Source organism: Leptospira yanagawae serovar Saopaulo str. Sao Paulo = ATCC 700523, assembly GCF_000332475.2.
In the GTDB taxonomy this organism is placed as follows: Bacteria; Spirochaetota; Leptospiria; order Leptospirales; family Leptospiraceae; genus Leptospira_A; species Leptospira_A yanagawae.
The window spans coordinates 14,911-38,090 of sequence record NZ_AOGX02000016.1; the positions used below are offsets into that span (position 1 = coordinate 14,911).

A 23,180-nucleotide genomic window follows, 5' to 3' on the forward strand; every position below is an offset into this window, starting at 1 on the left:
ATGATGTAAGGATTTTATTTACTTCCAATAATGGAAATATAATCTTCTGCCCATTTTTTGTAAGGCACACATTTTCTTCCACCGGAACAATCTTCTTTTGGTGTTCTCCAGAAAGAGATTTTTTCAAAGTTGTTGAATCCGTTTACAGCACAACCAGTGTCGCCAAGTAAAGCATTCCCTTTACAAGCAGCAGGAACAGAAGGAACTGATCCAAACCAAGATGCTAGGTCACCTTGCACTTTTGGAGAAAGAGAGTGTTCCATCCATTTGTAAGCACAGTTCACGTGTTTAGAATCTTTGTGTAACATCGTACTATCCGCCCAACCAGTCGCTCCTTCCACAGGAACAATGGAAGCCACAGGTTGTTTTTCGCTCACAAGTAAGTTTACTTGGAAAGGCCAAGTAGAAGAAGCAACTAAACCTTCTTTTTTAAAGTCGTCAACCTGTACCATCGCATCATGCCAGTATTTTGGAACAAGTTGTCTTTGTTTCTTTAATACTTCGATTACAGCATTGTATTGTTTTTCATCTAGTTCGTATGGATCTTGGATCCCTAACTCAGGTTTTGCGACTTTAAGATACAAAGCAGCATCGGCAATGTAAATTGGTCCGTCAAACGCTTGTACTCTTCCTTTGTTTGATTTTCCATCTGGGAGTACTTGTTCTTCAAATACAACATTCCAACTCGTTGGTGCTTTTTTGAAAACTTTTGTGTTGTACATAAGTACGTTTGGACCCCATTGGTAAGGAACACCGTAATGTTTACCATCCACTGTATGCCAAGGAGCATTTTGCAAACGGGAGTCTACGTTTTTCCAACTTGGGATTAGATCAGTATTGATCTCTTGGACTTTACCACCCGCAACCAATCGAAGGGAAGCATCACCTGAAGCAGTGACAAGGTCAAAGCCACCTTCGTTCATAAGTGCTACCATCTCATCTGATGTAGCGGCAGTTTTTACATTTACTTTACAACCTGTATTTTTTTCAAATTCAGTGACCCAGTCATATCCTTTGTCTGTTTCACCACGTTCAATGTAACCTGGCCAAGCAACGATGGATACTTCTCCCTCGCCTTGTCCAATTTCGGAAACCTTTGTTTCTTTTTTACCGCAGGCAACCGCGAATGCGATTGAGGCTACTGCTGTAAAAAACACCACTCGTTTGTATGAATCGAATTTCATAAACCTATGTGCTCCTGGTTTTACTTATGTCAGGCATTAGATACCAAAAATTTAAAATTAAGCAACCAATTCTGGTGTTTTTAAAAAAAAGGTAGGAATTTTTATGAGGCAAGGTTTCAGTGAAAGCACAGGTTTGGTATGAAATACATCAAAGACAAAGACCTTTTTCGCCAGGAAAATTTCATTGGTGGGGTTTGGTGCCCTGCAGAAAACAAAAAAGAAATTTTAGTACAAAACCCTGCCACCGGGGAAACAATTGGGAACATTCCCCACTCCACTGAAAAAGATACATTGATCGCAATTCGTTCAGCAAAAGCGGCAATGGCTGATTGGAAAAATCGTCCTGCCAAAGAACGAGCAGGAATCCTTCGCAAATGGTTCCAACTCATGATGGAAAACCAAGAAGACTTGGCCCTCATCATGACACAAGAACAAGGAAAGCCACTAACAGAAGCTAGGGGAGAGATCGCATATGCCGCATCTTATATTGAATGGTTTGGAGAAGAAGCCAAACGCCATTACGGAGATATCATCCCTTCCCATAGAAACGATACTCGGATCCTTGTTTTAAAAGAACCTGTTGGAGTTGTAGGAACCATCACTCCTTGGAATTTTCCAGCAGCCATGCTTGCCAGAAAAGTGGCACCGGCACTTGCCGCAGGTTGCACTGTGGTTTCTAAACCCGCAGAACTCACTCCGTATTCAGCGCTAGCCATGGCAGTTCTTGCAGAACGTGCAGGGCTTCCCAAAGGCGTATGGAATGTGTTAGTTGGTGACCCAATTTCGATTGGGAAAGCAATTTTGGAAAGTAAAGATGTTCGTAAGCTCAGTTTCACTGGTTCTACAAAAACAGGGATGTATTTGATGGAAAAATCAGCTCCCACGCTTAAAAAACTCTCACTGGAACTTGGTGGCAATGCACCTTTCATTGTATTTGAAGATGCAGATTTAGACGAAGCCGTCAAAGGTGCCATGTTATCGAAATACAGAAACACAGGGCAAACTTGTGTCTGTGTGAACCGATTCCTAGTGCACACATCTGTGGCAGAGTCTTTTGCCAAAAAACTCGCAGAAAAAACAAAGGAACTCGTAGTTGCCAATGGAATGGAACCAAATGCCAGCCAAGGCCCTCTCATCAACGAAGCTGCAGTAGAAAAAGTAAAATCCCATATCCAAGATGCTGTTGGGAAAGGAGCCAAGGTGTTAATCGGTGGCAACACACACCAATTAGGTGGGAATTTCTTTGAACCAACAGTTTTGTATCCAGTGAATTCATCTATGATCGTAACCAAGGAAGAAACATTTGGTCCTGTATCTTGCATCCAAACCTTCCAAACAGAAGAGGAAGCCATTAAACTTGCCAATGATACCGATTTTGGACTTGCTTCCTATTTTTACACGAAGGATATGGCTCGTATTTTTAGAGTCGCCGAACAGCTAGAATATGGGATGGTAGGCATTAACGAAGGGATTATTTCTTCCGAACAAGTCCCTTTTGGTGGAGTCAAATTTTCAGGAATGGGAAGAGAGGGCTCAAAATACGGTCTCGATGATTATACGGTAACCAAATATCTCTGCCTCGGAGGAATCAAATGACGGGCAACCAAAAACAAACCAACAAAACTCTATGGGAAAGAAGATTAAAAAATGTTCCAAGAGGAGTAACAACCGCCTACCCTGTGTTTGCTGAAAAAGCAACCAATGCAGAGATTTGGGACATCGAAGGAAAACGTTTCATCGATTTTGGAGGTGGGATCGGAGTTCAAAACACAGGCCACTGCCATCCGAAAGTAGTCGCTGCCATCCACAAACAAGTGGACAAGGTGCTCCATACTGCATTCCAAATCATGCCATACGAACCATACATTGATCTCTGCGAAAAATTAAATGCCAAAGCACCCATTGATGGGGAAGCCAAAACCATTTTATTTTCTTCTGGGGCAGAAGCACTTGAGAATGCAGTGAAAATTGCAAGGGCAGCGACAGGAAGGCCAGGGATCATTAGTTTCCTTGGTGGATTCCATGGTCGTACGATGATGGCACTTGCCTTAACGGGGAAAGTCATTCCTTATAAAAAAGGATTTGGGCCATTTTCCAGTGATGTCTACCACATCCCTTTCCCGATGGAGTACCATGGGGTAACAGAAGAAGATTCTTTAAAAGCGCTGAATAACTTATTCAAAGCAGATATCGATCCAACGCGTGTGGCAGCAATCGCCATCGAACCCGTGCAAGGTGAAGGTGGATTCTATATCGCTTCCCCAAGTTTCTTAATAAAACTAAGAGCCATTTGTGATGAACATGGAATTTTACTCATTGCCGATGAAGTACAATCCGGATTTGCAAGGACTGGAAAACTTTTTGCGATTGAACACTCTGGAGTGAAACCAGACCTCATCACTACAGCAAAATCACTTGCTGCGGGAATGCCTCTATCTGCTGTGATTGGAAAAACATCCATCATGGATTCTGTGGAACCAGGTGGACTTGGAGGAACCTATGCAGGAAACCCAGTGGCCTGTGCAGCAGGAATTGCGGTGATGGACCTTATCGAAGAGGAAGGGATCCTTCAAAAATCAGTAAACTTAGGAAAACTTCTCATCCAAGAATTGAACGAAATCAAAAAAACCAACTTTCATATCGGCGAAATACGTGGGTTAGGTGGAATGGTAGCCTTTGAACTCGTAGAAAATGGGGACCCTCATAAACCTTCTGCTGACATGGCAAAAAAATTAACAACAAAAGCATTAGAACATGGACTTGTTTTACTCTCTTGTGGTGTGTATGGTAACGTGATTCGAATCCTCGTTCCCATCACCGCCGAGGAATCCATTGTAAAAGAAGGTCTAAACATCATAGCAAAATCATTAAAGGAAATCTAACGCAAGTATGAAACAGTATAAACTTTGGATTGATGGGAAATGGACAAATACTTCCGGCGGAAAAACGATGGGCATCGAAGACCCAGCCACAGGCAAACAAATTGCAAAGGTTATTGATGCTAGTGCCGCCGATGTGGACAAAGCAGCCAAAGCGGCACACAAAGCCTTTTATGATGGTAGATGGTCGGGACTCACACCAAGCGAACGATCCAAAGCCATTTGGAAATTGGCAGACCTAATCGAAGAAAAATCAAAAGAATTTGCAAAATGGGAATCTCTCAATGCGGGAAAACCATACAAAAACTTAAGTTTGGCGGGAGACATTCCGTTTGCAATCGATAACATTCGGTTTTTTGCAACAGCCGCACGTGATGTTCATGGAAGCCGTGCCAACGAATACCAACCAGGGTACACTTCTATCTTACGAAGAGAACCTGTTGGTGTTGTTGGACAAATTGCCCCTTGGAACTACCCTCTACTTATGGCAGTTTGGAAATTTGGACCTGCTCTTGCTGCAGGTTGCACCATCATCCTAAAACCAGCACCTGGGACTCCTATCACCACACTTATGTTAGCTGATCTCACGAAAAAAGCAGGTATCCCTGATGGAGTGATCAATATTGTCACTGGTGGTAATGCCACAGGACAAGCCATTGTAGACCATCCACTGGTTCGAATGGTATCCCTCACGGGTTCCACGGGCACTGGAAAAAACATCATGAAATCTGCATCGGATTCTTTGAAACGAGTGCATTTAGAATTAGGTGGGAAGGCACCACTTGTGGTTTTTGATGATGTTGATATCAACTTGTTTGCCACAAAAGCGGCGTTTGGTGCCACTTGTAATTCGGGTCAGGACTGTACCGCAGCAACAAGGATCCTCGTACCAAAGTCTTTACAAAAAAAGATCACCGATGTTGTGGTGGACGCCATGAAAGCAGTCAAAGTGGGAGATCCTTTTAACGACAAAACTGAAATGGGACCACTCATCTCGCAAATTCACAGAGAACGAGTGATTGGTTTTATGGACCGAGCCAAAAAACAAGGTGCTAAAATCCTAACAGGTGGTGGCATTCCAAAAGGATTCGATAAAGGGTATTTTTTTGAACCAACGGTTGTAACGGATGTCAAACAAAACTTCGACATTGTGCAAAACGAAATTTTTGGTCCCGTTCTTACCATCCAATCTTATGATAAAGAAGAAGAAGCAGTAAAACTTGCTAATGATGTGAATTATGGACTTGCCTCTTCTATTTGGACAAAGGATGTAGCACGCGCTATGCGAGTTGCAAAACGATTAGAGTTTGGCACCGTTTGGGTAAATGACCACCTTCCGCTGGCATCAGAAACGCCACATGGTGGATTCAAACAATCTGGATTTGGAAAGGATCTATCGATTGAATCCGTAGGTGATTACCTCATCACAAAACATGTGATGGTCGGAGGGGTTTAAAATCTCATTTACATTTTAGAATTCTTTGGATGTCTAATACTTCATGGCATCCAAAGAAAATTCTATCGTCTCTTTTTTCCAATGGTTAACCCCACGTTTCCACTTACTCGATGATTTAGACAAACCAGGTACCATTGAATCGGTTCAAAAAGGCGGGGAACTGGTTGGTTCCAATCTTTGGACTCTGATCTTTGCCATCTTCATCGCAAGCATTGGCCTCAATGTCAACTCCACTGCCGTCATCATTGGAGCCATGCTCATCTCTCCCCTCATGGGTCCCATCGTTGGGGTTGGTTTTGCGGCCGCAACCAATGACTTTGACCAACTCAAACGTTTTTTACGAACACTTTCTGTGGCAACGATTGTGAGTATCATCACATCGTTTGTTTATTTTTCACTCTCACCGATTAGTGAAGCCCAATCCGAACTCTTAGCACGCACAACACCTACCATTTATGATGCTCTGATTGCTCTTTTTGGTGGGGCAACTGGGATCATTGCCAATACGAGAAAAGAAAAAGGAACAGCAATTGCAGGCGTTGCCATTGCGACAGCCCTTATGCCTCCCCTTTGCACCGCAGGTTTTGGACTTTCCCAAGGGAACTTACAATACTTTTTTGGTGCGATTTATTTATACCTAATTAACTCCATCTTTATCGCAATTGCCACTTTCATTTTTGTGCGTTATATGGACTTCCCGAAAGTGGATTGGGGTCTTTACAAAGAAAAAGAAACCAAGGTAAAACTGTATTTATCTATTTTTGCCTTTATAGTCATCATCCCTTCCGTATTTACAGCCTATCAAATTGTACGTTCCTCTTTTTATAAAGGGAAAGCAGAAGAGTTCATTCGAAAAGAAATCGTCACTGAAGGTAGGAGGGTTTTAGAAAAAAACATTGTATACGGTACTAAACCAAAAGTAGAAATCACTCTTCTTGGTTCCAAAATTGATCCCATTCAGGAAGAAGAATTAAAAAATAAATTGAAATACTATTCGATGGAAGGAACCGAACTGGTGTTACACCAAGACTTATCCACAACAGGTCTTGACAAATTAAAATTTGAAATCCTTTCCGAAATTTACCAAAACCAAATGGATATGGTGAAATGGAATACCGAGATGATCGCCAAAGAATTGAAGATATTTTTTCCAAACTTGGTATCTGCAAGTTTTGCCAAAACAAAAAAGTTTGATATGAATGAAAATCATTATAAGGATACCAATTTATTTGATTCCGAATGGAAAAAACTTCCGACAAAAGACGAGATGGAAAAATTGGAAGCATACATCCAATTGAGGTCTGGTGAAACAGAAATTGAACTGATCACAAGGCTCGAGGCAAATCCAAAACTTTAACCCCGTGAATGGTTGGGAAACGAAATCCACATCTCAAAAAAAAGAAAATCTGTTGGTTACGTGAGGGATGCTTGTTTCAAAAACTCTTTGAAGGTATCAATTTCTTTGGTGAAAAAAACTGGTTTTGGTGATTTCAGATCCTTTAACAAAAACACAATGCCTTGGTTGTGGAGGACCACTTGTTCGAGTTCATCCGGAGTATATGTGTAGGTTACATTCCCTGAATGGAACAAAAACCTACCATTGTCTTCCTTTAATGTTCCGCTGCCAACACGTTTGAAATTACGTAGTCCATCTTCCAAAAGGTCTAAATCCTCTGAACCTTCACCAAACGGCAGTTTCCCGCCATGGTCCAAATACAAGGTTCCATCTATCGTAAAATGACTTTCTTTGGGGGGTACTGGCTCTAATTCCAAATTCCCAGATTCTGTTGGCCTTAGCACTTCTGACTTTTGAACGACAGACGGAGTCTGTTCTTCTGGGTAAGAATAGGAAAGGTGGCGGTCATCGGGTATCGAACGTTCCCTCCGAATCCTTTCATCCAACTGCGGGGAAATGGGAGGCGTTTGGGGCATCCGGAATGGGCTTTGTGACTGCGGTTTTCGGGATTGATAGGCTGTTTGTTTTGGCTTCTGCGGGGAAAGTGCTACGTAAATGAAGCATAAAACTCCCACGAGGATCATTGCGAATGCGGCAAACAACATACTACCTATATTATCTGGACAAAGTACAAATCCCTTGATTACATTTTTTCTTTACAAGGGGTTTGGAAACGGAAACCTTTCCTTTATGTTCGAAGATGAACCCTCTACCCTCAAAGAAAAAATTTATCGTACCATCATTGCTCTCTTTTTATTCATATTGGTAGGAACCTTAATCATTACCTTTTTGCCAGGAGACGCAGAACAAAGTCTCATCGGTGCCATCACAGGTCAGAATTCCACAAAAGCAGGTTCCGTTGCCGGAAGGAGTATCCCAGTGGATTACTTCAATGCAGCCAAACGTGATTGTTATTATGCATACCAACAATATGGTCGTGATGCCGCACAAAACCCAGAGGTTTTGAACTCTTGCGCTTACTCCGCTGTACGCGAGTTGTACATCGCCAATGACATTGCTTCTTCTGTTGGTTTCCAAGTTTCGGAAATCAGCATCAAACGGGAGATGTCAAAACAAGCTCGCGAAATCCACAAGGAATCCGTAAGCCAAGCTGGGTACGGAGAAGAAGATTCTAGGTCCCTTTCGGAAATTTACCAACAAATTTACCGTTCTGCCCCAATGAATTACCGGATTGATTCAGCGACAAGGTATGCTCTTTTCCCTAATTTTATCGAACAAAACTTCAAACCAACAGATAACGAAGTTGAATTGGAAAGTGAAGCCAAACGTGCTAAAATTTCTTTCCGTTTGGTCGCCATCTCGGAAGTCAATTTACTCAATGCAGTGGAAGCCAAAATCAATATCACTGATGCAGAATTACAAAAAGAATATGATAAGGAAAAACAAGAAGGCACTCTCTCCAAAGACCCTGCAGGGAACTTTGTCAGTTTTGAAGTGAGAAAACCTCTCCTCCTATCCAAACTCAAATTTGACCGAAAACGAAAAGAAGTAGAAGTTTGGAAAGGGCGCATCAGTCAAAAAATTTCAGAACCAAATGCCTTGGATGCCATTGCCAAAGAATCAGGCCAACCCATTGAAACTGTTTCTGGTGTCTCACTTTCTGATCTCAAACTTGTGACGTCCAATAAAGGGAATAGTTACCGATTGGCCAATTCGAGCCAATTCTGGGAATCCCTTGCAAACGATCCGTTTAGCAAAAAAACAGTTGTGGGTCCTTTCTCAGACAATGACAAACAAGTTTATGTTGAATTTGGGGAATTGACTTACGGACAACCCACAGCGTCAAAACCGCAAGACCAAGCTGCAGATTTTTTGAAACAAAGACAACTTTACAGCTTTTTTCTTGAAATAAACCAGTCCTTGGCAGCAGAATACAACGTAGAGAAAAAAGGCCTTCTCTCTTTAGAATAATGCAAATCAAAGCCGACTTCATCAACCCATTCCTGGAAGCAGCCACCATCGTTTTTCGCGATGTATTACAACAGGACTTAATCCGCGGGAAAATTGGGATCAAAGATTCACCGGCTCCAAGCCATGAGATTGCCATCGTGATTGGAGTTGTGGGATCTTTTAGTGGTGAAGTTGTTTATAGTATGAACTACGATGCTGCGTATAAAATTTCGCGTAAACTAGTTCCAGGTTTGTCTGATGAAGATGTGAAAAATGAATACAAAGACATCTTAGGTGAGATTGCCAACATGACGACGGGTAATGCGATGAATATCTTCACATCGGCAGGCCAGTCAGTGGAAATCACCACACCAAACATCCAAGAAACGCAAAGCACATCGGTTCGATTCAACAAAAAGCCAACTCTTTCCATCAACTTATACTCTAAGTTTGGAAGGATTGAAGTGAACGTCGCCATCGCGTGATGGCATTTCTCTTTAGATTGCAGAACCAAGAACCCGCAATCGTTCCCGTGTTTCCTTTCGGAAATCAAGTCCCGGTTTTGGATTTTTCCCTTCGATCCCATTGAGATAGAGTTGGTAGTATTTAAGCGAACGTTCTAAATCACGTTCGTCCCAACTGCTTTCATAAATTTTTCCCATATAATAATGTGCGGGTAAAAACTCTTCTGATTCTTTAAAGTTTTTTATGATATTCACTAGTTGGTGTGCTGCCGATCGGTATTCTTTTTTACGAATGAGGAGAGTAGCCATCGCATAATGTGATCTAGGTGTGAGTTCTGGGTGTTTTGGAAATTCAGTTACTAATTTTAAATATTCTCTGTAAGCCTTTTCTTCGGACTCTGGATTTCCAATCCGATCCAATGACCTTGCGAGTTCAAATTGAGATTTGATTTTTAGCTCTGCATCTTCTTGTTTTTCAATAAGTCCAGATGACTCCTTCTCTTTTCCATCCAATCCAAATAAATTTGTATTTTCAACGCGAGAGAATTTGGCCGCATCTCCTTCTTTTGCATACGAGGAAGCAAACTCTTGTTCTGCGGACTTTTTCTGATCCCTTGATAAATACGCTTTTCCCTTTTGGAAAGATGCGTTAGAAGGATCGATCACTTCTTTCTTTTTTTTCTTTTTGGAATCAGATTTTGAACTATTTGTTAAACTACCTGATTTCGATTGAATTCCATTGGCAGAAACCAAATCTTCTTTCGGTGTTGTTGGATTCGAATTGCCTACAAACGAAGAATTAGAAGGATTTATGTTTTTGGAATCTGAATCAATTGTACTTTGTTTTGCACCATTTTGGATCAATTTGGAGCGGTTTGTATCAAGTGGCTCTTTTTCTTTTGTTTCATTCCATGTTTCAGGAAAAGGTAAATAGATTTCTGTCGTTTCAGCACCTAACCGAGTGTAAGAGGGAAATAGAGTAGAACATACAATCAGCCCAAAAGACAACCATTGTTTGGAAAACATGGGAAATCCGCGAAAAAATGAAATCATCTTTGTTCTTTTGGAATCCGTTCCAAACTTCTTGGTTTTCCAACCGCTTCTTTGGATTCAGGAGGTTTTGGTAATTTTAAAGTTTCCAAATTTTTTTCTTCGTTCTTTTCCTTCACCTTTTTCTCTAATTCTGAAACACGTGTTAACATCCGTTGCATCCGAAGTTCGTCATCTGAGGCATTGGAAGGTTCAATCGATTCTTTCGGAGCAAGGGGTTGCACATCAATAGGAGCAGGGATTAGACCATCACCTGACGGAGTATAGATGGGAGGAACAGAAGTATCTTCCGTTTTACGATTACGAAAATCATATTCTTTTCCCAAAAACTCTTGTTCTTCGGGAATGGTATCATGAGAATAACCATTGGATTCACGTTCACTTAAGAAATCAAATTGCATACGTCGATTGGATTCATATTTCAAATCTTCAGGATCTGACATTCGGACGTCTTTTCGTTTCCGATTGTAATCCCTTTCAATCTCTGTAATAAACAAACTGCGAGTGTCTTGTGCCAATTGTTGACCCTGTGGTTTTGCATTTTCCCATCCATGAGACCAACCGATGTAAATCGCCATGATAAGAAAAAAAACAAAAAGAGCGATGGCTATTTTTTTGAGTAAATCTTGGACTTGAGGGGGGATTTTATCCACAAGGCCATCCACTGCCCCCATCATTTTTTGAGTGTCTACATTGACTTTGGGTATATTGATATTTTTGATATCCACAGTTTTACTCTTCCAAAATTTTAAAAACTACCCGTCGGTTTACGGCACGACCTTCATCCGATCCATTGTCAGCGATCGGAATCGTTGGCCCAAGCCCCACAACCGAAATCCTTGTATCTTCTATTTTATGTTTAGACTTCAAATACAATGCAACCGAATTTGCACGTTCCAAGGATAACTTTTGATTGGCCGACTTTGTACCAACATTATCCGTATGCCCTTCAATGAGTACCTTTAAATTCCCAGTTTTTTTTAAGATTCCTGCCAATCTGTCAAGTTCTGGCTCCGATTCTTTCGCAAACTCAGATGAGCGGAAAGCAAAAAACAAATTGTTCATCACAATTTGGTTTCCTTTTTTTAATTTGGGTAACACAAGTAGGACAGTTTTTTCTTTGTCTTCTTTTTCTTTTCCCACCAAATTGAGGTTTTGTGAAACAGGAAGGTATCCTTCTTTTTCTCCATAAAATCCATAATTCTCTTCATAGGGCAAAATGATACTAAACTCACCAGTTGTGGGATCACTGATGGTGGAACCAATAGTTTTTTTCTTTTGGAGTGATTCGTATTGTACGAAGGCAGAAAGCGCTTTTCCTTCCTCATCCACAACTTTCCCTTTGATCACAACAACGGGATCTGGTTGGAATTGGTTGGGAATTGCTGCCATATAAAGTTCTCCATCCCGGGAAACATATGCCCAATGCCCAACCGCAGGAATGCTAAAAAAGTTAACTCCTCTTAGGTTTGGAGATAACTCTTGGGGTTCAGACCAAGTGGTCCAGGAATCTCCATTCCTTCTTGAGATGAAAATGGAAATTCCCTCTTTGCGTCCGGAAGATGAAAAATACAACGTGCGGTCATCGGGAGCGAGGAAAGGTGCCATCTCTTCTTCTCCCGTATTCAATGTATTTCCCAAATTAATGCCTTCCTCAAAAATACCAGACTCATTTTGCAAACTCACATACAAATCGAGTTTTCCGAAATTTTTCTTTTGTTGGGCAGAGTACAATAAAGTGCGACCACTAGAAGAAAGTGCAGAACCACCAAATACTTGTTGGTTGGGATTATCTGCTTTTTTGTACCAGTTGTAAAAACTTGGGAATAAAATAGGACTTGGTAAGGACCAACCAGTTTCGGTTTTCCTTGTTTTGTAAAGTGGGGCTCTGTTTTGGATTTTTTCAGATCGTTCTTTATATTCGTTTTCTAATTTTGTAAGAACAATGTGGAACTCTTTTGCATTGGCAGCTTCACGTGTTGCCAATTGCGATTTTTGTGTCATCTCTCGTTTGAGATTGTCGAGTAATTCTTCCTCTCCAAAGTTTCCAAAAACAAAAAGTTCATTCCCACCGGGTAAAGCAGAGATCACAGCAGATGGATAACGATTGTTTAATGGCGTTGGCAATTGTTCCCCAGCCATCCAAAATCCATATTGGTCTCGTTTGGAAGCCCAAATTTTTTGTGTGGAACGCCCCCCTTCACGTACAAGGGCAGTCCAAAATAGTACCTTCCCATCTGGTGTACACTGGGGATTAAAGGAAAAGTATCCTTGTGTTACATATCTAGGGATTTTTTTTAAAGTCCAGTCAGGCGTTTTACCTGTTTCAAACGGTTCTAATTCATAACGAATTGGAGAACAAACTTCTCCCTGCACATCGCATAACAAACGTAATTTTTTTCCACTCAAATAGGCAAGTTCTTCTTGTAAAACTGTACTCGAAATGCGAAACACTTGTTTCTCAGTACGAAACAAATGGCCCGTGTTCAGAAGGTCTCCCTCCAAAACCTGGATTCCATTTTTAACACTTTGCGAACTCGTGAGTCCGCTCCCAAAATGGAAGAGAATGATGATGAGAATCCGTGCCATACCATACGAAATGTCGGTTGAAACCTCCGATTCCCTTAGAAAATTGACCTATGATCCAAGCTAGCGGCATTACAGTCTCCTTCGGGAAAAAACCCCTTTTCGAAAACGTCTCCATCAAGTTCAAACCGGAGTGCCGTTATGGGCTGATTGGGGCCAATGGTTCAGGAAAATCGACCTTTATGAAGGTCCTTGCAGGCATTTTACAGCCCACTGCGGGCTCTGTGGTCCTCGACAAGGACATCAAGGTTGGGTATTTGAAGCAGGACCACTACGAATACGAAAACGAAACCGTTCTCGGCACCGTCTTACGGGGGAATCCTGAACTTTGGAGCCTGATGGCAGAACGGGATGCCATTTATGCCAAAGAAGACATGACCGATGAGGAAGGAATCCGAATCTCAGAAATCGAAGAGCAGTTTGCCGATATGGGTGGGTATGAAGCCGAATCCGTAGCTGGAGAACTTTTAGAGGGACTTGGGATCCCCACGACAGCCCATAGCCGACCCCTTAATTTTTTAACAGGTGGGTTTAAATTAAGGGTCCTACTTGCCCAAGTATTATTTTTAAAACCAGATGTCCTCCTCCTCGACGAACCAACAAACCATTTGGATATCAAAACCATTCACTGGTTGGAAGAACTTCTCACCAATTACGAAGGTGTGGTCATCGTGATCTCCCACGACCGTCACTTTATCAATTCTGTGGCCACCCATATTGCCGATCTCGATTATAATACCATTCGTGTGTTCCCGGGGAACTACGACGACTTTATGATCGCGGCAGAACAAACTCGTGAACAACTAGTGAATGATAGCAAACGCGCCAAGGAGAAAATTGCCGACTTACAAGAGTTTGTTTCCAGATTTTCCGCCAACGCAAGTAAATCCAAACAAGCCACTTCTCGTCAAAAGATGATCGAAAAAATCAAAGCAGACATGGTAGAAGTGAAACCCTCTTCCAGAGTGGCACCATACATTCGTTTCAAAGCAAAACGTGTTTTGGGAAAAGATGTATTCGAAGCAGTTAATATTTCAAAATCTTATGACGGGAAACCTGTCATCAAAGACTTTAGTATCTCTATCACAAAAGGTGAAAAAGTAGGAATTGTAGGAACAAACGGAGTTGGTAAAACTACACTACTCAAAATGTTACTTAAAAAACTCGAACCTGATTCTGGCCAGGTGAAATGGGGAGACTCAGTCGAAACTTCTTTTTTTCCACAAGACCATAGAGAAGCGATGGAACCAGATGCAGATACTCTTGTTGAATGGTTACTCCGCAATTCGCCGCAAGGAACTGAAGTGCAAGAGATTCGTGCCATCCTTGGAAGGATGTTATTTTCAGGTGATATGGCAAATAAATCCACAACTGTTTTATCGGGTGGCGAAAAATCTAGAATGATCATTGGGAAAATGATTCTCGCTTGTGACAATGTCATCGCACTCGATGAACCAACAAACCACTTAGACCTAGAAACCATTGAAGCGCTAAACTACGCTTTATCTTTGTTTGATGGGACAGTGGTTTTAGTTTCTCATGATAGGGAGTTCATTTCCTCACTTTGTACGAGAATCATAGAAGTGACTCCGGAAGGGATCAAAGATTTCAAAGGAAACTACGAAGAATTTTTGGAACGAGAAGGAAACGATTTTTACAAACGCCTTACTGGTGGAGCCATTCTCGCAACTTAAAATTGATAGTTCAGGGAGAGATTTGCAGACTGCATCTCTCTTCCTGCCATAAATTCCGTTGTTACATTTACTTTCCCAATTCCAAAACGAAATCCCAAACTCCCATATCCAAAACTCGATCTTTGGTCGTATCGAGTCGCAAGTCGAATGCCGATGACACTTGGTAAAGAAGCAAAATCATCGGGATTGGTCTCTGTACTAATAAAAGCATAACGACTTACTTGAATGGCAGTATAACCATGATTATAACTCAAACCAATACCTGGTGTGATGGATAAAAATCCCAATGTCCAATTGTATTTCAGATCAGCTGAAATTGAAGTGATTCTCGATTGGTAATACAAATCGTTGATCCCAAGCCACCGTCTTTTATCGCCGTCAATACGAAACTGTGTGGGGCGTCTGTCATAGGAACTTAAATATAAATCTTGATTGGTTTGAAACGCACCAAGTCCAAACGAAAAACCAGAGGATTCAGGAAAATAACGAAACATAATTCCGTAATTGGCAATCTTTCCTCTTACCTCCGTATTTCGAATTTTCACAAAAGGGATATTGGCTTCGTTAAATTCATACGGAAAAAAATGAGTGGTAACATTCCACCTCTTTGCAGATTCATTCGAAAACCACTCACTCAAATTGGCTGTCATACTAACAGCAGGTGAAGCGGCGGCACCTTGTTTAGGAAGAGTTCGGAGTTCTGAATTTTCATAATAAAAGTCACGAGCCTTTTCTTGCCCTTGCGAAACGGTGTATCCCAATCCCACCCGATAGGAAGATACGTTTTGTCCCCCTGATTGGTTGGAATTGATATTTTGTAACACAGCATTTTCACCCATGGAACGTAAAAAACCATTTGTATAAATACGACCGAGAACAGGTTCCGCAAAATTTCCGAGTAACTGGTATTCTGTGGGGATATTGGAACACTCTCCACCCGAACACAACACTTGTGCATTTAACTCAATTCCCTTTGGAAAAAAAAGGGGGATAAAAATTTGAAATAGAAAAATAAGGGAATAAAATAGAGGGGATTTGTATAGGGAAAAAAATTTCATTTTGGCGAAGTGTAGTTTCATCAAGTTTTATCTCTCGTTGGAATCTTTACAAAAACCAGTTTCATTGTATCCTTGTGAAACATTTAGTTTCAATTCCCAACATTGGAATTTTGTATACAGGTTCTATGAAAATAAGAGTAACTTTCGTTATTGGATCGTTTGGAACCAATCCAAAAACTCCGTCATCGCCTTTTTGCGGTGGGAAACTTTGTTTTTTTCTTCTTCAGGAACTTGAGAAAATCGTTTTCCAAAAGCAGGATAATAAAATACCGGATCGTAACCAAAACCATACGGCCCAATCTCATCATAATCCAATGTAATTTGCCCTTCTACAGTTCCTTCAAACGATTTTTGGAAATTGGCATCCACATAGGTCACAACACAACTGTAATGTGCATTTCGATTGGAAGAATCACCAAGTTTTGTCAGTAAATAGAGTGCACGTTCTTTATCCGTAAGCCCAGGCCCACCAAACCTTGCCGAATACACCCCCGGTTCCCCACCAAGAGCATCAACAGAAATCCCAGAATCATCTGCAAAAGAAGGTAAACCAGTGATCCGATAGAGTTCTTTCGATTTAATATAGGAATTTCCGAGAAAAGTGGATTCTGTTTCTTCCGGTTGGAAGTTGATCCCTAGGATATTTGGTGTGACCACCTCAACCCCGAAAGGTGAAAGTAACATTTGCATTTCTTTGCGTTTGTGTTCACTACCAGATGCAAATGCTAATGTTTTTTTGGTCAGCGGGAATCTTCCTCATCCAATTGAAATCCTTCCATGGCAGACGAAAGGTCTGGAAAAATTTCAAATACTTTATCTAACATCGTAATTTCAAAGAGTTGGATCAAATCTTCATCCACAACGATTACTTTGATATCACCATTCATTGGTTTTAACTTACGTTTGGTGGCTACAAAAATCCCGAGAGCAGTTGAACAAATATGATGAACTTTGGTTAAGTCTAAAATAATTTTTTTAACGGATCCTTGGGTGAGTTTTGATAGTTCTTTTTCAATTTCATCAGAATCCACTTTTAAAATGGCTCCGGAAAATTTGATAATTCTTATGTCATCCTTGACTTGAACATCCATTCGATTCAATCACCCCACTTAACAAACAAACTACGCAAGTTACTTTCCGAACCCCTCTCAGTTTGTACAACCGAGCAATTTCGTTCAAAGAAGCACCTGTCGTAAATATATCATCTACGAGTAGAACATGAAGTCCTTCTATGATTCTATCACTTTTTGTGAATCCAAACGCCTTTTTTGCATGAAAAAATCGATCCTCAAAACGTTTCTCTGACTGTTTGTCCTTTGAAATCTTACGTAGACTCGTATCTTCCCGCATGTTTTGCCCATTTTTCAGGCGGTCATGGAATGCCCAGGCAGCATGGTAGGGCTTTGGACCGACCTTGGCGCGAGAAGGAACCAATACAAAACAGTCAGGAGGATCGGCTTTCCACAGGTTCAGAAGTCGTTTCCAACCCAAAATAAAGAAACGACCCAATAGTTTTTCATTTTGAAATTTTAAAGAAAGAAAAAGATCCCTAGAAACGAAATCCCTCGTCTGTAAGGCGTAAGCGGTTTCATAAAATAAAAATCGATCTTTCGGACTTGGAATCAGATAAGGCCGGTTGGCTTTCCTTCGTTTGGAAACTCCAATACGTGTGCAGGTTTTACACAAAGCCAGTTGTTCCGAAAACAAATCATGTTTCCCGCAAGTGATGCAGTATTTGGGAAATAGAAAAGACAATAAGGCAAAAAAAACCCCTCTCATAATGAAAGGGGTTTTTTCGTAAGGGTTTGGTCTTACTTTTTACTTTGCAGGTGTTGTTGGTTGTGTGGCTGGTGCCGCTTCCACTTTTGGTTCTTCAGTGGATTTTTGGATCGTAGATGTAGGAGGTGTTAAGTCTACAGAAAGTTTTACTTCCACCACATCTGATTGGTTTCCCACATTATCAACAGCCATTGCTTTGATTACGTGATCACCTTGTGTTTCAATTGCAATCGCTTCTACATAAGGTTTGAATTCTTCTTCGTCAATTTTCACTAAGATTTTTTTCACACCAGATTCTTTGTCCGTTGCATTCACATAAAAAACATTACCTTTTCTTTGGAAGTTTTTCCCATTGATTTCCACAAGGGGATAAGAAGGAACAATTTCAATCGTAGGTTTTACATCATCTACTGTGATGATCATGGAAGACTCAGCAGAAGAGTTTCCAGATTTATCAGTTGCTGAATACTTGATTACGTTTGCACCACCCACTTCTAATTTGATTGGGTCAGCATATGTTTTTGCAGGTTCTTGGTTGATGCTAAATTGAACTTTTTCAACACCTGTTTGGTGGTCTTCCGCAACAATGGTGTATGTATTGTTTTTAGATGCAAAAGGAACACCATCTAACACGAAAAGTTGTTCTTGTGGAACAAGGCTCACTCTCGGAGCAGTGTTGTCTACGTTTACAACTAGGATTTTTGGAGTTTCCGCGTTTCCTGCTTTGTCTACAGATCGGTAGTAAATTTCAGTGAGACCTTCTTCAGAAATACGAATTGGTTGAGTGAACCTTCTGTACTCTCCGTTTTTTGGTTTCCATTCAATGAAATCGATCATAGATGAATCATCTTTTGCGTCTAAAGAAAAGGAAGTTTTACTTGTGATGAAAAGAGCTGGTGCGTCAGTTGTCGAAGAACCTGCTTCTTTTTTGTCACCCAAAAGGTCTTTTACAGTTGTCTCTGCTTTATCGACACCGTCTTTGGCTTTTGTAGAGGTAGATTCTGTTTTTTGAATCGCCTGGTCTTTTGTGGAAGTAGTGGCTTTTGGGTCAGCAACCTGTGCTGAGATTTGGCCTGCGAAAAAAATGGTTAAGATGGCCAAAAGGTATTTGTGCGCCTGCATTAGTATATGTCTCCTTTTTACAGATAAAACATATATATCCTCTTTCTAAGGAAATATTGTCAACATGATTGCTTTCAGAAACTCAATAATCCTGATACTTTTTCTATTTTCGTCCTTTGGGACAGAAATCGTGGCTGAGAGTGGTATTTGGAGGGAAATCTTACTCGAAAATTTTGAACTTTCGAATTTTGATGCAAACAATTTGCGTACGAAATTAGAAAAAGGTACAAAACTTCCGGAAATTTCTCTCTCTTCGAATTTCACTGCTCCTATCCCTGGTTCAAAACAAGCACTTGTATTACGAATTCCAAAAGAAGCAAATTTTCCATTTTCCTTATACTTTCCAAAACCAATTGAAGTGAATGCCTTTATCAAAGAAATCACCATTCCTATTTATTCTTCAAGGTCTAGTGGGAACCTAACACTCATCATAGAAACACAAGATGCAGAAGTAAAACAATTGAACCTTACCTCACTTAATTTTCGCGGATGGAATACAATAACTGTTTCTATCTCAAAAAATTTCGATCAAAACGATCGAGTATTTTTACAAAAGAGCTCCATTCGTATTTTAGGATTCTTTTATTTGCCTTATGAAAATAATGATCCCAACCAAGAAGTGTTAATTGCAATTGATGATATAACTGCCATTGTACGGGACAAATACAGACCCCTACGCAACAAAGAAATCCTACTGGAAGATTGAAAATTTATGGTGTTTCCCGAGGTTTTCTCCTCGGAAGGTTCTGAAAAAAACTCTTTTCTTCCCAACCTCATGGCCAAACCTGATCCTAAATGGAAATGGAACTCTCCTTAGAACAATACGAAACCCTACTCAAATTAGTATATATGGGGGATTGGGTCATTTCCACATTACAAGCCAAGGATAGGTCAGAAGACGAACCAGACTCTGACTCCAGATATGCCGATGTTGTCCGCCATGTATTCTCCCAAGCAGAACATGCAGGCCTCGGCAATATTGTTCAAATTGACCAAAACAATGGGGAACCCTACCTCACACGCGAGTTTGAGGAAGAAAGTGGTCTTGTGGATATTTTGGAAGACTACGAAGACGAAGTGTTTTGGCAAGCCCTCATCGAACGATTGGCACACCGTGATTTCCTACGCCATTTCGGCGAAACAGCAATCTCCCAAATGGCTATCGAAGAAAGGATCGAAAAAGAAACTCCCTTTCACGACAAATGGGCCACAGAATTCCATGAAAATGGATTAGAAAATATCAAAACCTAACATAGATTATTTATTTTTTGGCCAAAGTAATCGATCTTCTCTTTGTTTTTTCTTAGTCATAACATCTTCCAATCGAGTTCGTAGAATGTATTCAATTTGATTTTTAGTTTGTTCTGACAAATTGGAGACATCAACAGGATCTCCTGCCTCACGTAACAGAAGTTCAATGGAATCAAATGCGTGTTGGTTTAAAAAATCTCCATTTTTGGGAACTTTGGGGATCTTATAAAAAAACTTAAGTGCATCCGACTGCAATTTTGGATCTTGTTTCCATTGCCCATACTCCCAAAGTAGTTTTGCCTTTTCGAAAAGACCGTCTCTTTCTCGGTAATGGTTAGGTGTATTTTTGATGAGTGTGTCCAAGATATCGATTCGTTTTTTGACATATGCGTCTTCTGCTTCTATTACATTTGATATCTTCTTTTCTTGCAGAAGTTTTTTGTATTTCGCTTCTACTTGTCGAAGGGTCTCATATCGTATTGTCTGTTTTTGTTCAGGTGTGCTAGACTTTAAATATTCTCTAACACGGAAGTATTGTTCGAGAGCTTTTCCTTGTATGTAATAGATATTCTCAATCGTAAACAAAATTTCCGTTCCCGTATTGGTTCCTAACTGGGATGAAAGTGTCGCCATCATTTGGCGTAAAAAATCTTCTTTGTTTAAATTTTCTTGGAAGTAATCAATCGCAAAGTAACTCATATCGTTACTAAATGGATATGCCAATCGTTGCAAGTTTTCGTAATACAAATCCCTTACAAATAAATTTAGATCTCCTTTGTTTGGGTCATAACCCATAAACTTTGAAATGAATTCATCCAATTGTTTTTCTTTTTTTTGTTTTAAGGTGCGATCTAGGTATTTTGTTCGGTCTTCTTTTGGCATCGAGAGTGGAGAACGTGGAGGTAAGTCCCCTTCTTTCGATAACTTCATTGTGATGGGTTGGCTCGATTCTTCCCCTTTTCTAAATTCTTCAATGATACGATTTCGTTCCTTGTGCAGAAATAAATTGTCTTCTGCAGATTCAATATCCACTTTAAATGGATCTCTAATATTTTTTAAAGTGGGAAGGACGTCTTTGATGATGATATCTTCAAAATCTCTATGTCGTTTGATATAAGAGTCAGCCACCCCAGAGTTTTCATTGATCTGGTCGTAATCATTCCGAAATTGTTTTCTTAAATTGGATGTACTTTCTAAATTTTGGACGAGGTCTTCCCACTGACTTCCTTTGTATTTTCCTTTTGAGAACCCTTCTTTCCCCTCACCTTCTCCTTCCTCGTCTCCTTCATTTGGATCTTCCGTAGTAGAATTGGTACCGGATTCTCCATTATTTTTGCCCAAACTCATCTCAAAGGAAAGTTGTTTTTCATCCTCTAAAGCGTAAATCCATGCAGGCCCACATAGAACCCGATGGTAAATAGAATCCGAATGATTGAAAGAGTATATAATAAATGTTATGTGAAACATAACAGAAAAATAGAATGCGAAGTAAAATCGATTCTCAAATAATATGTTACGTATTCCTTTTAACATAAACAAAAAACGAAATCCCTACTATACCCATAAATAAATAAGATAATAAATTTCCATACAATCGATAGAAAGTCATTTCTCCAGGGATCACAGATACTTTTTTGCGAATGGTGGCAGTTGTTTCAATAGGCGTGAAATCATTATCGATATTTCTACCCAAATGATCTGTAAAAACAGATGTACCTGAATTTGTGGAACGAACAATCCACTTTCGGAATTCAATGGCACGTAATCTACCAAGTGTATGGTGTTGGTAAGATTCTACCGAATTCCCATACCATTTATCATTTGTTACATTGACAATAAAATCGGGATCCCCGTCGAATTTTCGAACAAATTCAGAAATGATCACTTCATAACAAATCAATGGCAAAAAACTACCTATCATTTTTTCTTCGATTCTGTTTCCTTTGTAATGGTCTCTAACAGAATTTGGACTCATAACAAATGTATCTTCCCAATGTAAGTCTTTTGGGACTGTTGTTTGACTGGTAGATTTTCGAGTTTCATAATAAGGAATTAAATCCAATTTTGTACCCGGTGCAAACTGACCTGTTTGACCCGACAAAGCATACATCCATTCAAATGGCATGTACTCTCCAAAAATTAATAAAAATACCTTTTGGTAACTGTTTTTTCGTTCCCCATTAGGACTCATTAACACAGAAGAATTGTATGTCCGGATATCACTTCTCACAATACGTTCGGAAAATTTATCCCCAGGGATGTCTGCATCCAATTCATTAAAATACAAATTCGCCCCGTGGCGTAAACTGATGATGGCCATAAGCGATTCAAACTGGTGCCAATAAATTCGCATTGCCCGAGTGATTTCAGAATCGTGTGTTGTGAAAAATGGAATGCCTGATTCAGGCAGAACCACCAAATCCACTGGATTGTCTTTCAGTTCTCGTTCTACCATTTGGTCGATACGAGTCATTAATTTTCGGATTTCTTCTATGGGATTCCGACCATCACGAAACTCTAGAGGAGCATCAGGTTGGACAATGAGAACTTCTCTCTCTGCGATTGGTTTTATGTTTTCCCATTTCTGAAAGAGGTAATAACCATTCCCAAAGAACAAAACTAGTATAAAAATCACAAGTGCCAAACCACTAACGATTCGTTTGGTGGTATTTTTGTGTTTTGATAGAATGGAAGGTAAGAATCGCAAAATCTGTTTCGGTTTTCTTAGATAAAAAAGATAATATGAGACAAAAAATAAAAATGCAGATAGTCCGTAAGCACTCGTATACTCAGCATTTTGCGCTAATATCTGATTTTCAGCGACTACGTTTCCGAAATACCAAGGAAACACTTGCGGTGTAAAAAATTCTGCAAACAAAATTGCAAACGAAGCGATGAGTGGGAAAAATCTTTTTACCCTGATCGATAAAAAGGAAAATATCAGTAAATATACAGGAAATTTAAAATTCAGTAGAATTGCAGATACTATAAATATTGGAACAGCTAAATACCAATCGAATCCCCCAAAAACAGTTGTCATGTGGTAAACCCAATGGAAAGACACGATATAAAATAGGATCGCAAACCCAAATCCATGGTAGATCAGTTTTTTCCATTCGCCACGATTTCTTTTTTCAATGATAAAAAGTCCAAATGGCGCAAACCAAACAAAAAACGGTAAATTTATGGGAGCAAAGGATAAAAAAGAAAATACGGCCGTGACCGTATAACAAAGAACGGATATGAACCCTTCACGTGAAATTAAAAAACGAGCCAGTTTCATATCCGTT

Annotated in this window: 21 protein-coding genes; 9 read left to right on the top strand and 12 right to left on the bottom strand. The window is 40.2% G+C overall.

Going from position 1 to position 23,180, the window contains the following annotated elements; all coding sequences use genetic code 11:
• Positions 1–14: 14 nt before the first annotated feature.
• Complete coding sequence (locus tag LEP1GSC202_RS10040) at positions 15–1,184, bottom strand: ABC transporter substrate-binding protein (protein ID WP_015677709.1); 1,170 nt, start codon at positions 1,182–1,184, stop codon at positions 15–17.
• A 138-nt stretch (positions 1,185–1,322) separates the two neighbouring features.
• On the opposite strand from LEP1GSC202_RS10040, the gene LEP1GSC202_RS10045 reads away from it, so the two are divergent.
• Genes LEP1GSC202_RS10045 through LEP1GSC202_RS10060 form a run of 4 tightly spaced genes read left to right on the top strand, consistent with a single transcriptional unit; the run spans position 1,323 to position 6,876 of the window.
• Positions 1,323–2,780, top strand: coding sequence for an NAD-dependent succinate-semialdehyde dehydrogenase (locus tag LEP1GSC202_RS10045; protein WP_015677746.1), 1,458 nt, complete (start codon positions 1,323–1,325; stop codon positions 2,778–2,780).
• Positions 2,777–4,066 (top strand): 4-aminobutyrate--2-oxoglutarate transaminase, encoded by a 1,290-nt coding sequence (gabT, locus tag LEP1GSC202_RS10050; protein ID WP_015677775.1) that lies wholly within the window; start codon positions 2,777–2,779, stop codon positions 4,064–4,066. Before LEP1GSC202_RS10045 ends, gabT begins: the two co-directional genes overlap by 4 nt.
• 7 nt (positions 4,067–4,073) lie before the next feature.
• The gene (locus LEP1GSC202_RS10055; protein WP_015677713.1) at positions 4,074–5,519 is read left to right on the top strand and encodes a gamma-aminobutyraldehyde dehydrogenase; all 1,446 of its coding nucleotides are present in this window, start codon (positions 4,074–4,076) and stop codon (positions 5,517–5,519) included.
• Positions 5,520–5,562: 43 nt separating this feature from the next.
• Positions 5,563–6,876, top strand: a complete 1,314-nt coding sequence (locus LEP1GSC202_RS10060) for a DUF389 domain-containing protein (protein ID WP_015677735.1) — start codon at positions 5,563–5,565, stop codon at positions 6,874–6,876.
• Positions 6,877–6,932: 56 nt separating this feature from the next.
• Here the strand turns inward: LEP1GSC202_RS10060 and LEP1GSC202_RS10065 are convergent, their stop codons facing one another.
• Positions 6,933–7,580: an LIC_11490 family protein gene (locus LEP1GSC202_RS10065; RefSeq protein WP_039928780.1), complete on the bottom strand. Its 648-nt coding sequence runs from the start codon at positions 7,578–7,580 to the stop codon at positions 6,933–6,935.
• Between LEP1GSC202_RS10065 and LEP1GSC202_RS10070 the strand changes: the two genes are divergently transcribed.
• Positions 7,531–8,907, top strand: a complete 1,377-nt coding sequence (locus tag LEP1GSC202_RS10070) for a hypothetical protein (protein WP_244147704.1) — start codon at positions 7,531–7,533, stop codon at positions 8,905–8,907. The genes LEP1GSC202_RS10065 and LEP1GSC202_RS10070 overlap by 50 nt on opposite strands.
• Positions 8,907–9,371, top strand: a complete 465-nt coding sequence (locus LEP1GSC202_RS10075; RefSeq protein WP_015677686.1) for a chemotaxis protein CheX — start codon at positions 8,907–8,909, stop codon at positions 9,369–9,371. Before LEP1GSC202_RS10070 ends, LEP1GSC202_RS10075 begins: the two co-directional genes overlap by 1 nt.
• A gap of 12 nt (positions 9,372–9,383) precedes the next feature.
• Here the strand turns inward: LEP1GSC202_RS10075 and LEP1GSC202_RS10080 are convergent, their stop codons facing one another.
• The 3 genes from LEP1GSC202_RS10080 to LEP1GSC202_RS10090 are packed head-to-tail and all read right to left on the bottom strand — an operon-like array spanning position 9,384 to position 12,989.
• Positions 9,384–10,376, bottom strand: coding sequence for a tetratricopeptide repeat protein (locus LEP1GSC202_RS10080; protein ID WP_015677747.1), 993 nt, complete (start codon positions 10,374–10,376; stop codon positions 9,384–9,386).
• 23 nt (positions 10,377–10,399) lie between these two features.
• Positions 10,400–11,128, bottom strand: a complete 729-nt coding sequence (locus tag LEP1GSC202_RS10085) for an LIC_11485 family protein (protein WP_015677697.1) — start codon at positions 11,126–11,128, stop codon at positions 10,400–10,402.
• 4 nt (positions 11,129–11,132) lie between these two features.
• On the bottom strand, positions 11,133–12,989 hold the full coding sequence (locus tag LEP1GSC202_RS10090) for an OmpA family protein (protein WP_015677758.1): 1,857 nt from the start codon (positions 12,987–12,989) through the stop codon (positions 11,133–11,135).
• A 50-nt stretch (positions 12,990–13,039) separates the two neighbouring features.
• On the opposite strand from LEP1GSC202_RS10090, the gene LEP1GSC202_RS10095 reads away from it, so the two are divergent.
• Positions 13,040–14,680: an ATP-binding cassette domain-containing protein gene (locus LEP1GSC202_RS10095; protein WP_015677660.1), complete on the top strand. Its 1,641-nt coding sequence runs from the start codon at positions 13,040–13,042 to the stop codon at positions 14,678–14,680.
• Here LEP1GSC202_RS10095 and LEP1GSC202_RS10100 read toward each other — a convergent pair.
• The 5 genes from LEP1GSC202_RS10100 to ompL47 all read right to left on the bottom strand — a co-directional run bounded on the left by LEP1GSC202_RS10100 (position 14,677) and on the right by ompL47 (position 18,639).
• Positions 14,677–15,759, bottom strand: a complete 1,083-nt coding sequence (locus LEP1GSC202_RS10100) for an Lsa36 family surface (lipo)protein (RefSeq protein WP_015677750.1) — start codon at positions 15,757–15,759, stop codon at positions 14,677–14,679. The genes LEP1GSC202_RS10095 and LEP1GSC202_RS10100 overlap by 4 nt on opposite strands.
• 126 nt (positions 15,760–15,885) lie before the next feature.
• Positions 15,886–16,482 carry an RdgB/HAM1 family non-canonical purine NTP pyrophosphatase gene (rdgB, locus tag LEP1GSC202_RS10105; RefSeq protein WP_039928783.1) on the bottom strand — a complete coding sequence of 199 codons (597 nt, stop codon included), beginning with the start codon at positions 16,480–16,482 and terminating at the stop codon, positions 15,886–15,888.
• Positions 16,479–16,829 (bottom strand): STAS domain-containing protein, encoded by a 351-nt coding sequence (locus tag LEP1GSC202_RS10110; protein WP_015677637.1) that lies wholly within the window; start codon positions 16,827–16,829, stop codon positions 16,479–16,481. Before LEP1GSC202_RS10110 ends, rdgB begins: the two co-directional genes overlap by 4 nt.
• Entirely contained in the window at positions 16,807–17,445 is a 639-nt protein-coding gene (locus LEP1GSC202_RS10115; protein WP_244147705.1) for a ComF family protein, read from the bottom strand. The genes LEP1GSC202_RS10110 and LEP1GSC202_RS10115 overlap by 23 nt, the downstream gene beginning before the upstream one ends.
• Before the next feature lie 111 nt (positions 17,446–17,556).
• Positions 17,557–18,639, bottom strand: coding sequence for a multi-beta-barrel domain surface protein OmpL47 (ompL47, locus tag LEP1GSC202_RS10120; protein ID WP_015677687.1), 1,083 nt, complete (start codon positions 18,637–18,639; stop codon positions 17,557–17,559).
• Positions 18,640–18,769: 130 nt separating this feature from the next.
• Here ompL47 and LEP1GSC202_RS10125 point away from each other — a divergent pair, with 130 nt between their 5' ends.
• Complete coding sequence (locus tag LEP1GSC202_RS10125; protein ID WP_244147706.1) at positions 18,770–19,345, top strand: flagellar filament outer layer protein FlaA; 576 nt, start codon at positions 18,770–18,772, stop codon at positions 19,343–19,345.
• Positions 19,346–19,434: 89 nt separating this feature from the next.
• Positions 19,435–19,890 carry a hypothetical protein gene (locus LEP1GSC202_RS10130; RefSeq protein WP_012389610.1) on the top strand — a complete coding sequence of 152 codons (456 nt, stop codon included), beginning with the start codon at positions 19,435–19,437 and terminating at the stop codon, positions 19,888–19,890.
• 6 nt (positions 19,891–19,896) lie between these two features.
• Here LEP1GSC202_RS10130 and LEP1GSC202_RS10135 read toward each other — a convergent pair whose 3' ends face one another.
• Complete coding sequence (locus tag LEP1GSC202_RS10135) at positions 19,897–21,423, bottom strand: hypothetical protein (protein WP_015677784.1); 1,527 nt, start codon at positions 21,421–21,423, stop codon at positions 19,897–19,899.
• Positions 21,404–23,173 (bottom strand): apolipoprotein N-acyltransferase, encoded by a 1,770-nt coding sequence (locus LEP1GSC202_RS10140; RefSeq protein ID WP_015677675.1) that lies wholly within the window; start codon positions 23,171–23,173, stop codon positions 21,404–21,406. Before LEP1GSC202_RS10140 ends, LEP1GSC202_RS10135 begins: the two co-directional genes overlap by 20 nt.
• Between the last annotated feature and the right edge of the window lie 7 nt (positions 23,174–23,180).

Excerpts from the sequence above, each read along its gene's own strand:
- LEP1GSC202_RS10095 (WP_015677660.1), top strand. The coding sequence starts at position 13,040 with ATGATCCAAGCTAGCGGCATTACAGTCTCCTTCGGGAAAAAACCCCTT.
- LEP1GSC202_RS10060 (WP_015677735.1), top strand. The coding sequence starts at position 5,563 with ATGGCATCCAAAGAAAATTCTATCGTCTCTTTTTTCCAATGGTTAACC.
- LEP1GSC202_RS10080 (WP_015677747.1), bottom strand. The coding sequence starts at position 10,376 with ATGTTTTCCAAACAATGGTTGTCTTTTGGGCTGATTGTATGTTCTACT.
- LEP1GSC202_RS10140 (WP_015677675.1), bottom strand. The coding sequence starts at position 23,173 with ATGAAACTGGCTCGTTTTTTAATTTCACGTGAAGGGTTCATATCCGTT.
- LEP1GSC202_RS10045 (WP_015677746.1), top strand. The coding sequence starts at position 1,323 with ATGAAATACATCAAAGACAAAGACCTTTTTCGCCAGGAAAATTTCATT.
- LEP1GSC202_RS10065 (WP_039928780.1), bottom strand. The coding sequence starts at position 7,580 with ATGTTGTTTGCCGCATTCGCAATGATCCTCGTGGGAGTTTTATGCTTC.
- LEP1GSC202_RS10130 (WP_012389610.1), top strand. The coding sequence starts at position 19,435 with ATGGAAATGGAACTCTCCTTAGAACAATACGAAACCCTACTCAAATTA.
- LEP1GSC202_RS10070 (WP_244147704.1), top strand. The coding sequence starts at position 7,531 with ATGAAGCATAAAACTCCCACGAGGATCATTGCGAATGCGGCAAACAAC.
- LEP1GSC202_RS10055 (WP_015677713.1), top strand. The coding sequence starts at position 4,074 with ATGAAACAGTATAAACTTTGGATTGATGGGAAATGGACAAATACTTCC.
- LEP1GSC202_RS10110 (WP_015677637.1), bottom strand. The coding sequence starts at position 16,829 with ATGGATGTTCAAGTCAAGGATGACATAAGAATTATCAAATTTTCCGGA.
- LEP1GSC202_RS10100 (WP_015677750.1), bottom strand. The coding sequence starts at position 15,759 with ATGAAACTACACTTCGCCAAAATGAAATTTTTTTCCCTATACAAATCC.
- ompL47 (WP_015677687.1), bottom strand. The coding sequence starts at position 18,639 with ATGCAGGCGCACAAATACCTTTTGGCCATCTTAACCATTTTTTTCGCA.
- LEP1GSC202_RS10090 (WP_015677758.1), bottom strand. The coding sequence starts at position 12,989 with ATGGCACGGATTCTCATCATCATTCTCTTCCATTTTGGGAGCGGACTC.
- gabT (WP_015677775.1), top strand. The coding sequence starts at position 2,777 with ATGACGGGCAACCAAAAACAAACCAACAAAACTCTATGGGAAAGAAGA.
- LEP1GSC202_RS10135 (WP_015677784.1), bottom strand. The coding sequence starts at position 21,423 with ATGTTAAAAGGAATACGTAACATATTATTTGAGAATCGATTTTACTTC.
- LEP1GSC202_RS10075 (WP_015677686.1), top strand. The coding sequence starts at position 8,907 with ATGCAAATCAAAGCCGACTTCATCAACCCATTCCTGGAAGCAGCCACC.
- LEP1GSC202_RS10040 (WP_015677709.1), bottom strand. The coding sequence starts at position 1,184 with ATGAAATTCGATTCATACAAACGAGTGGTGTTTTTTACAGCAGTAGCC.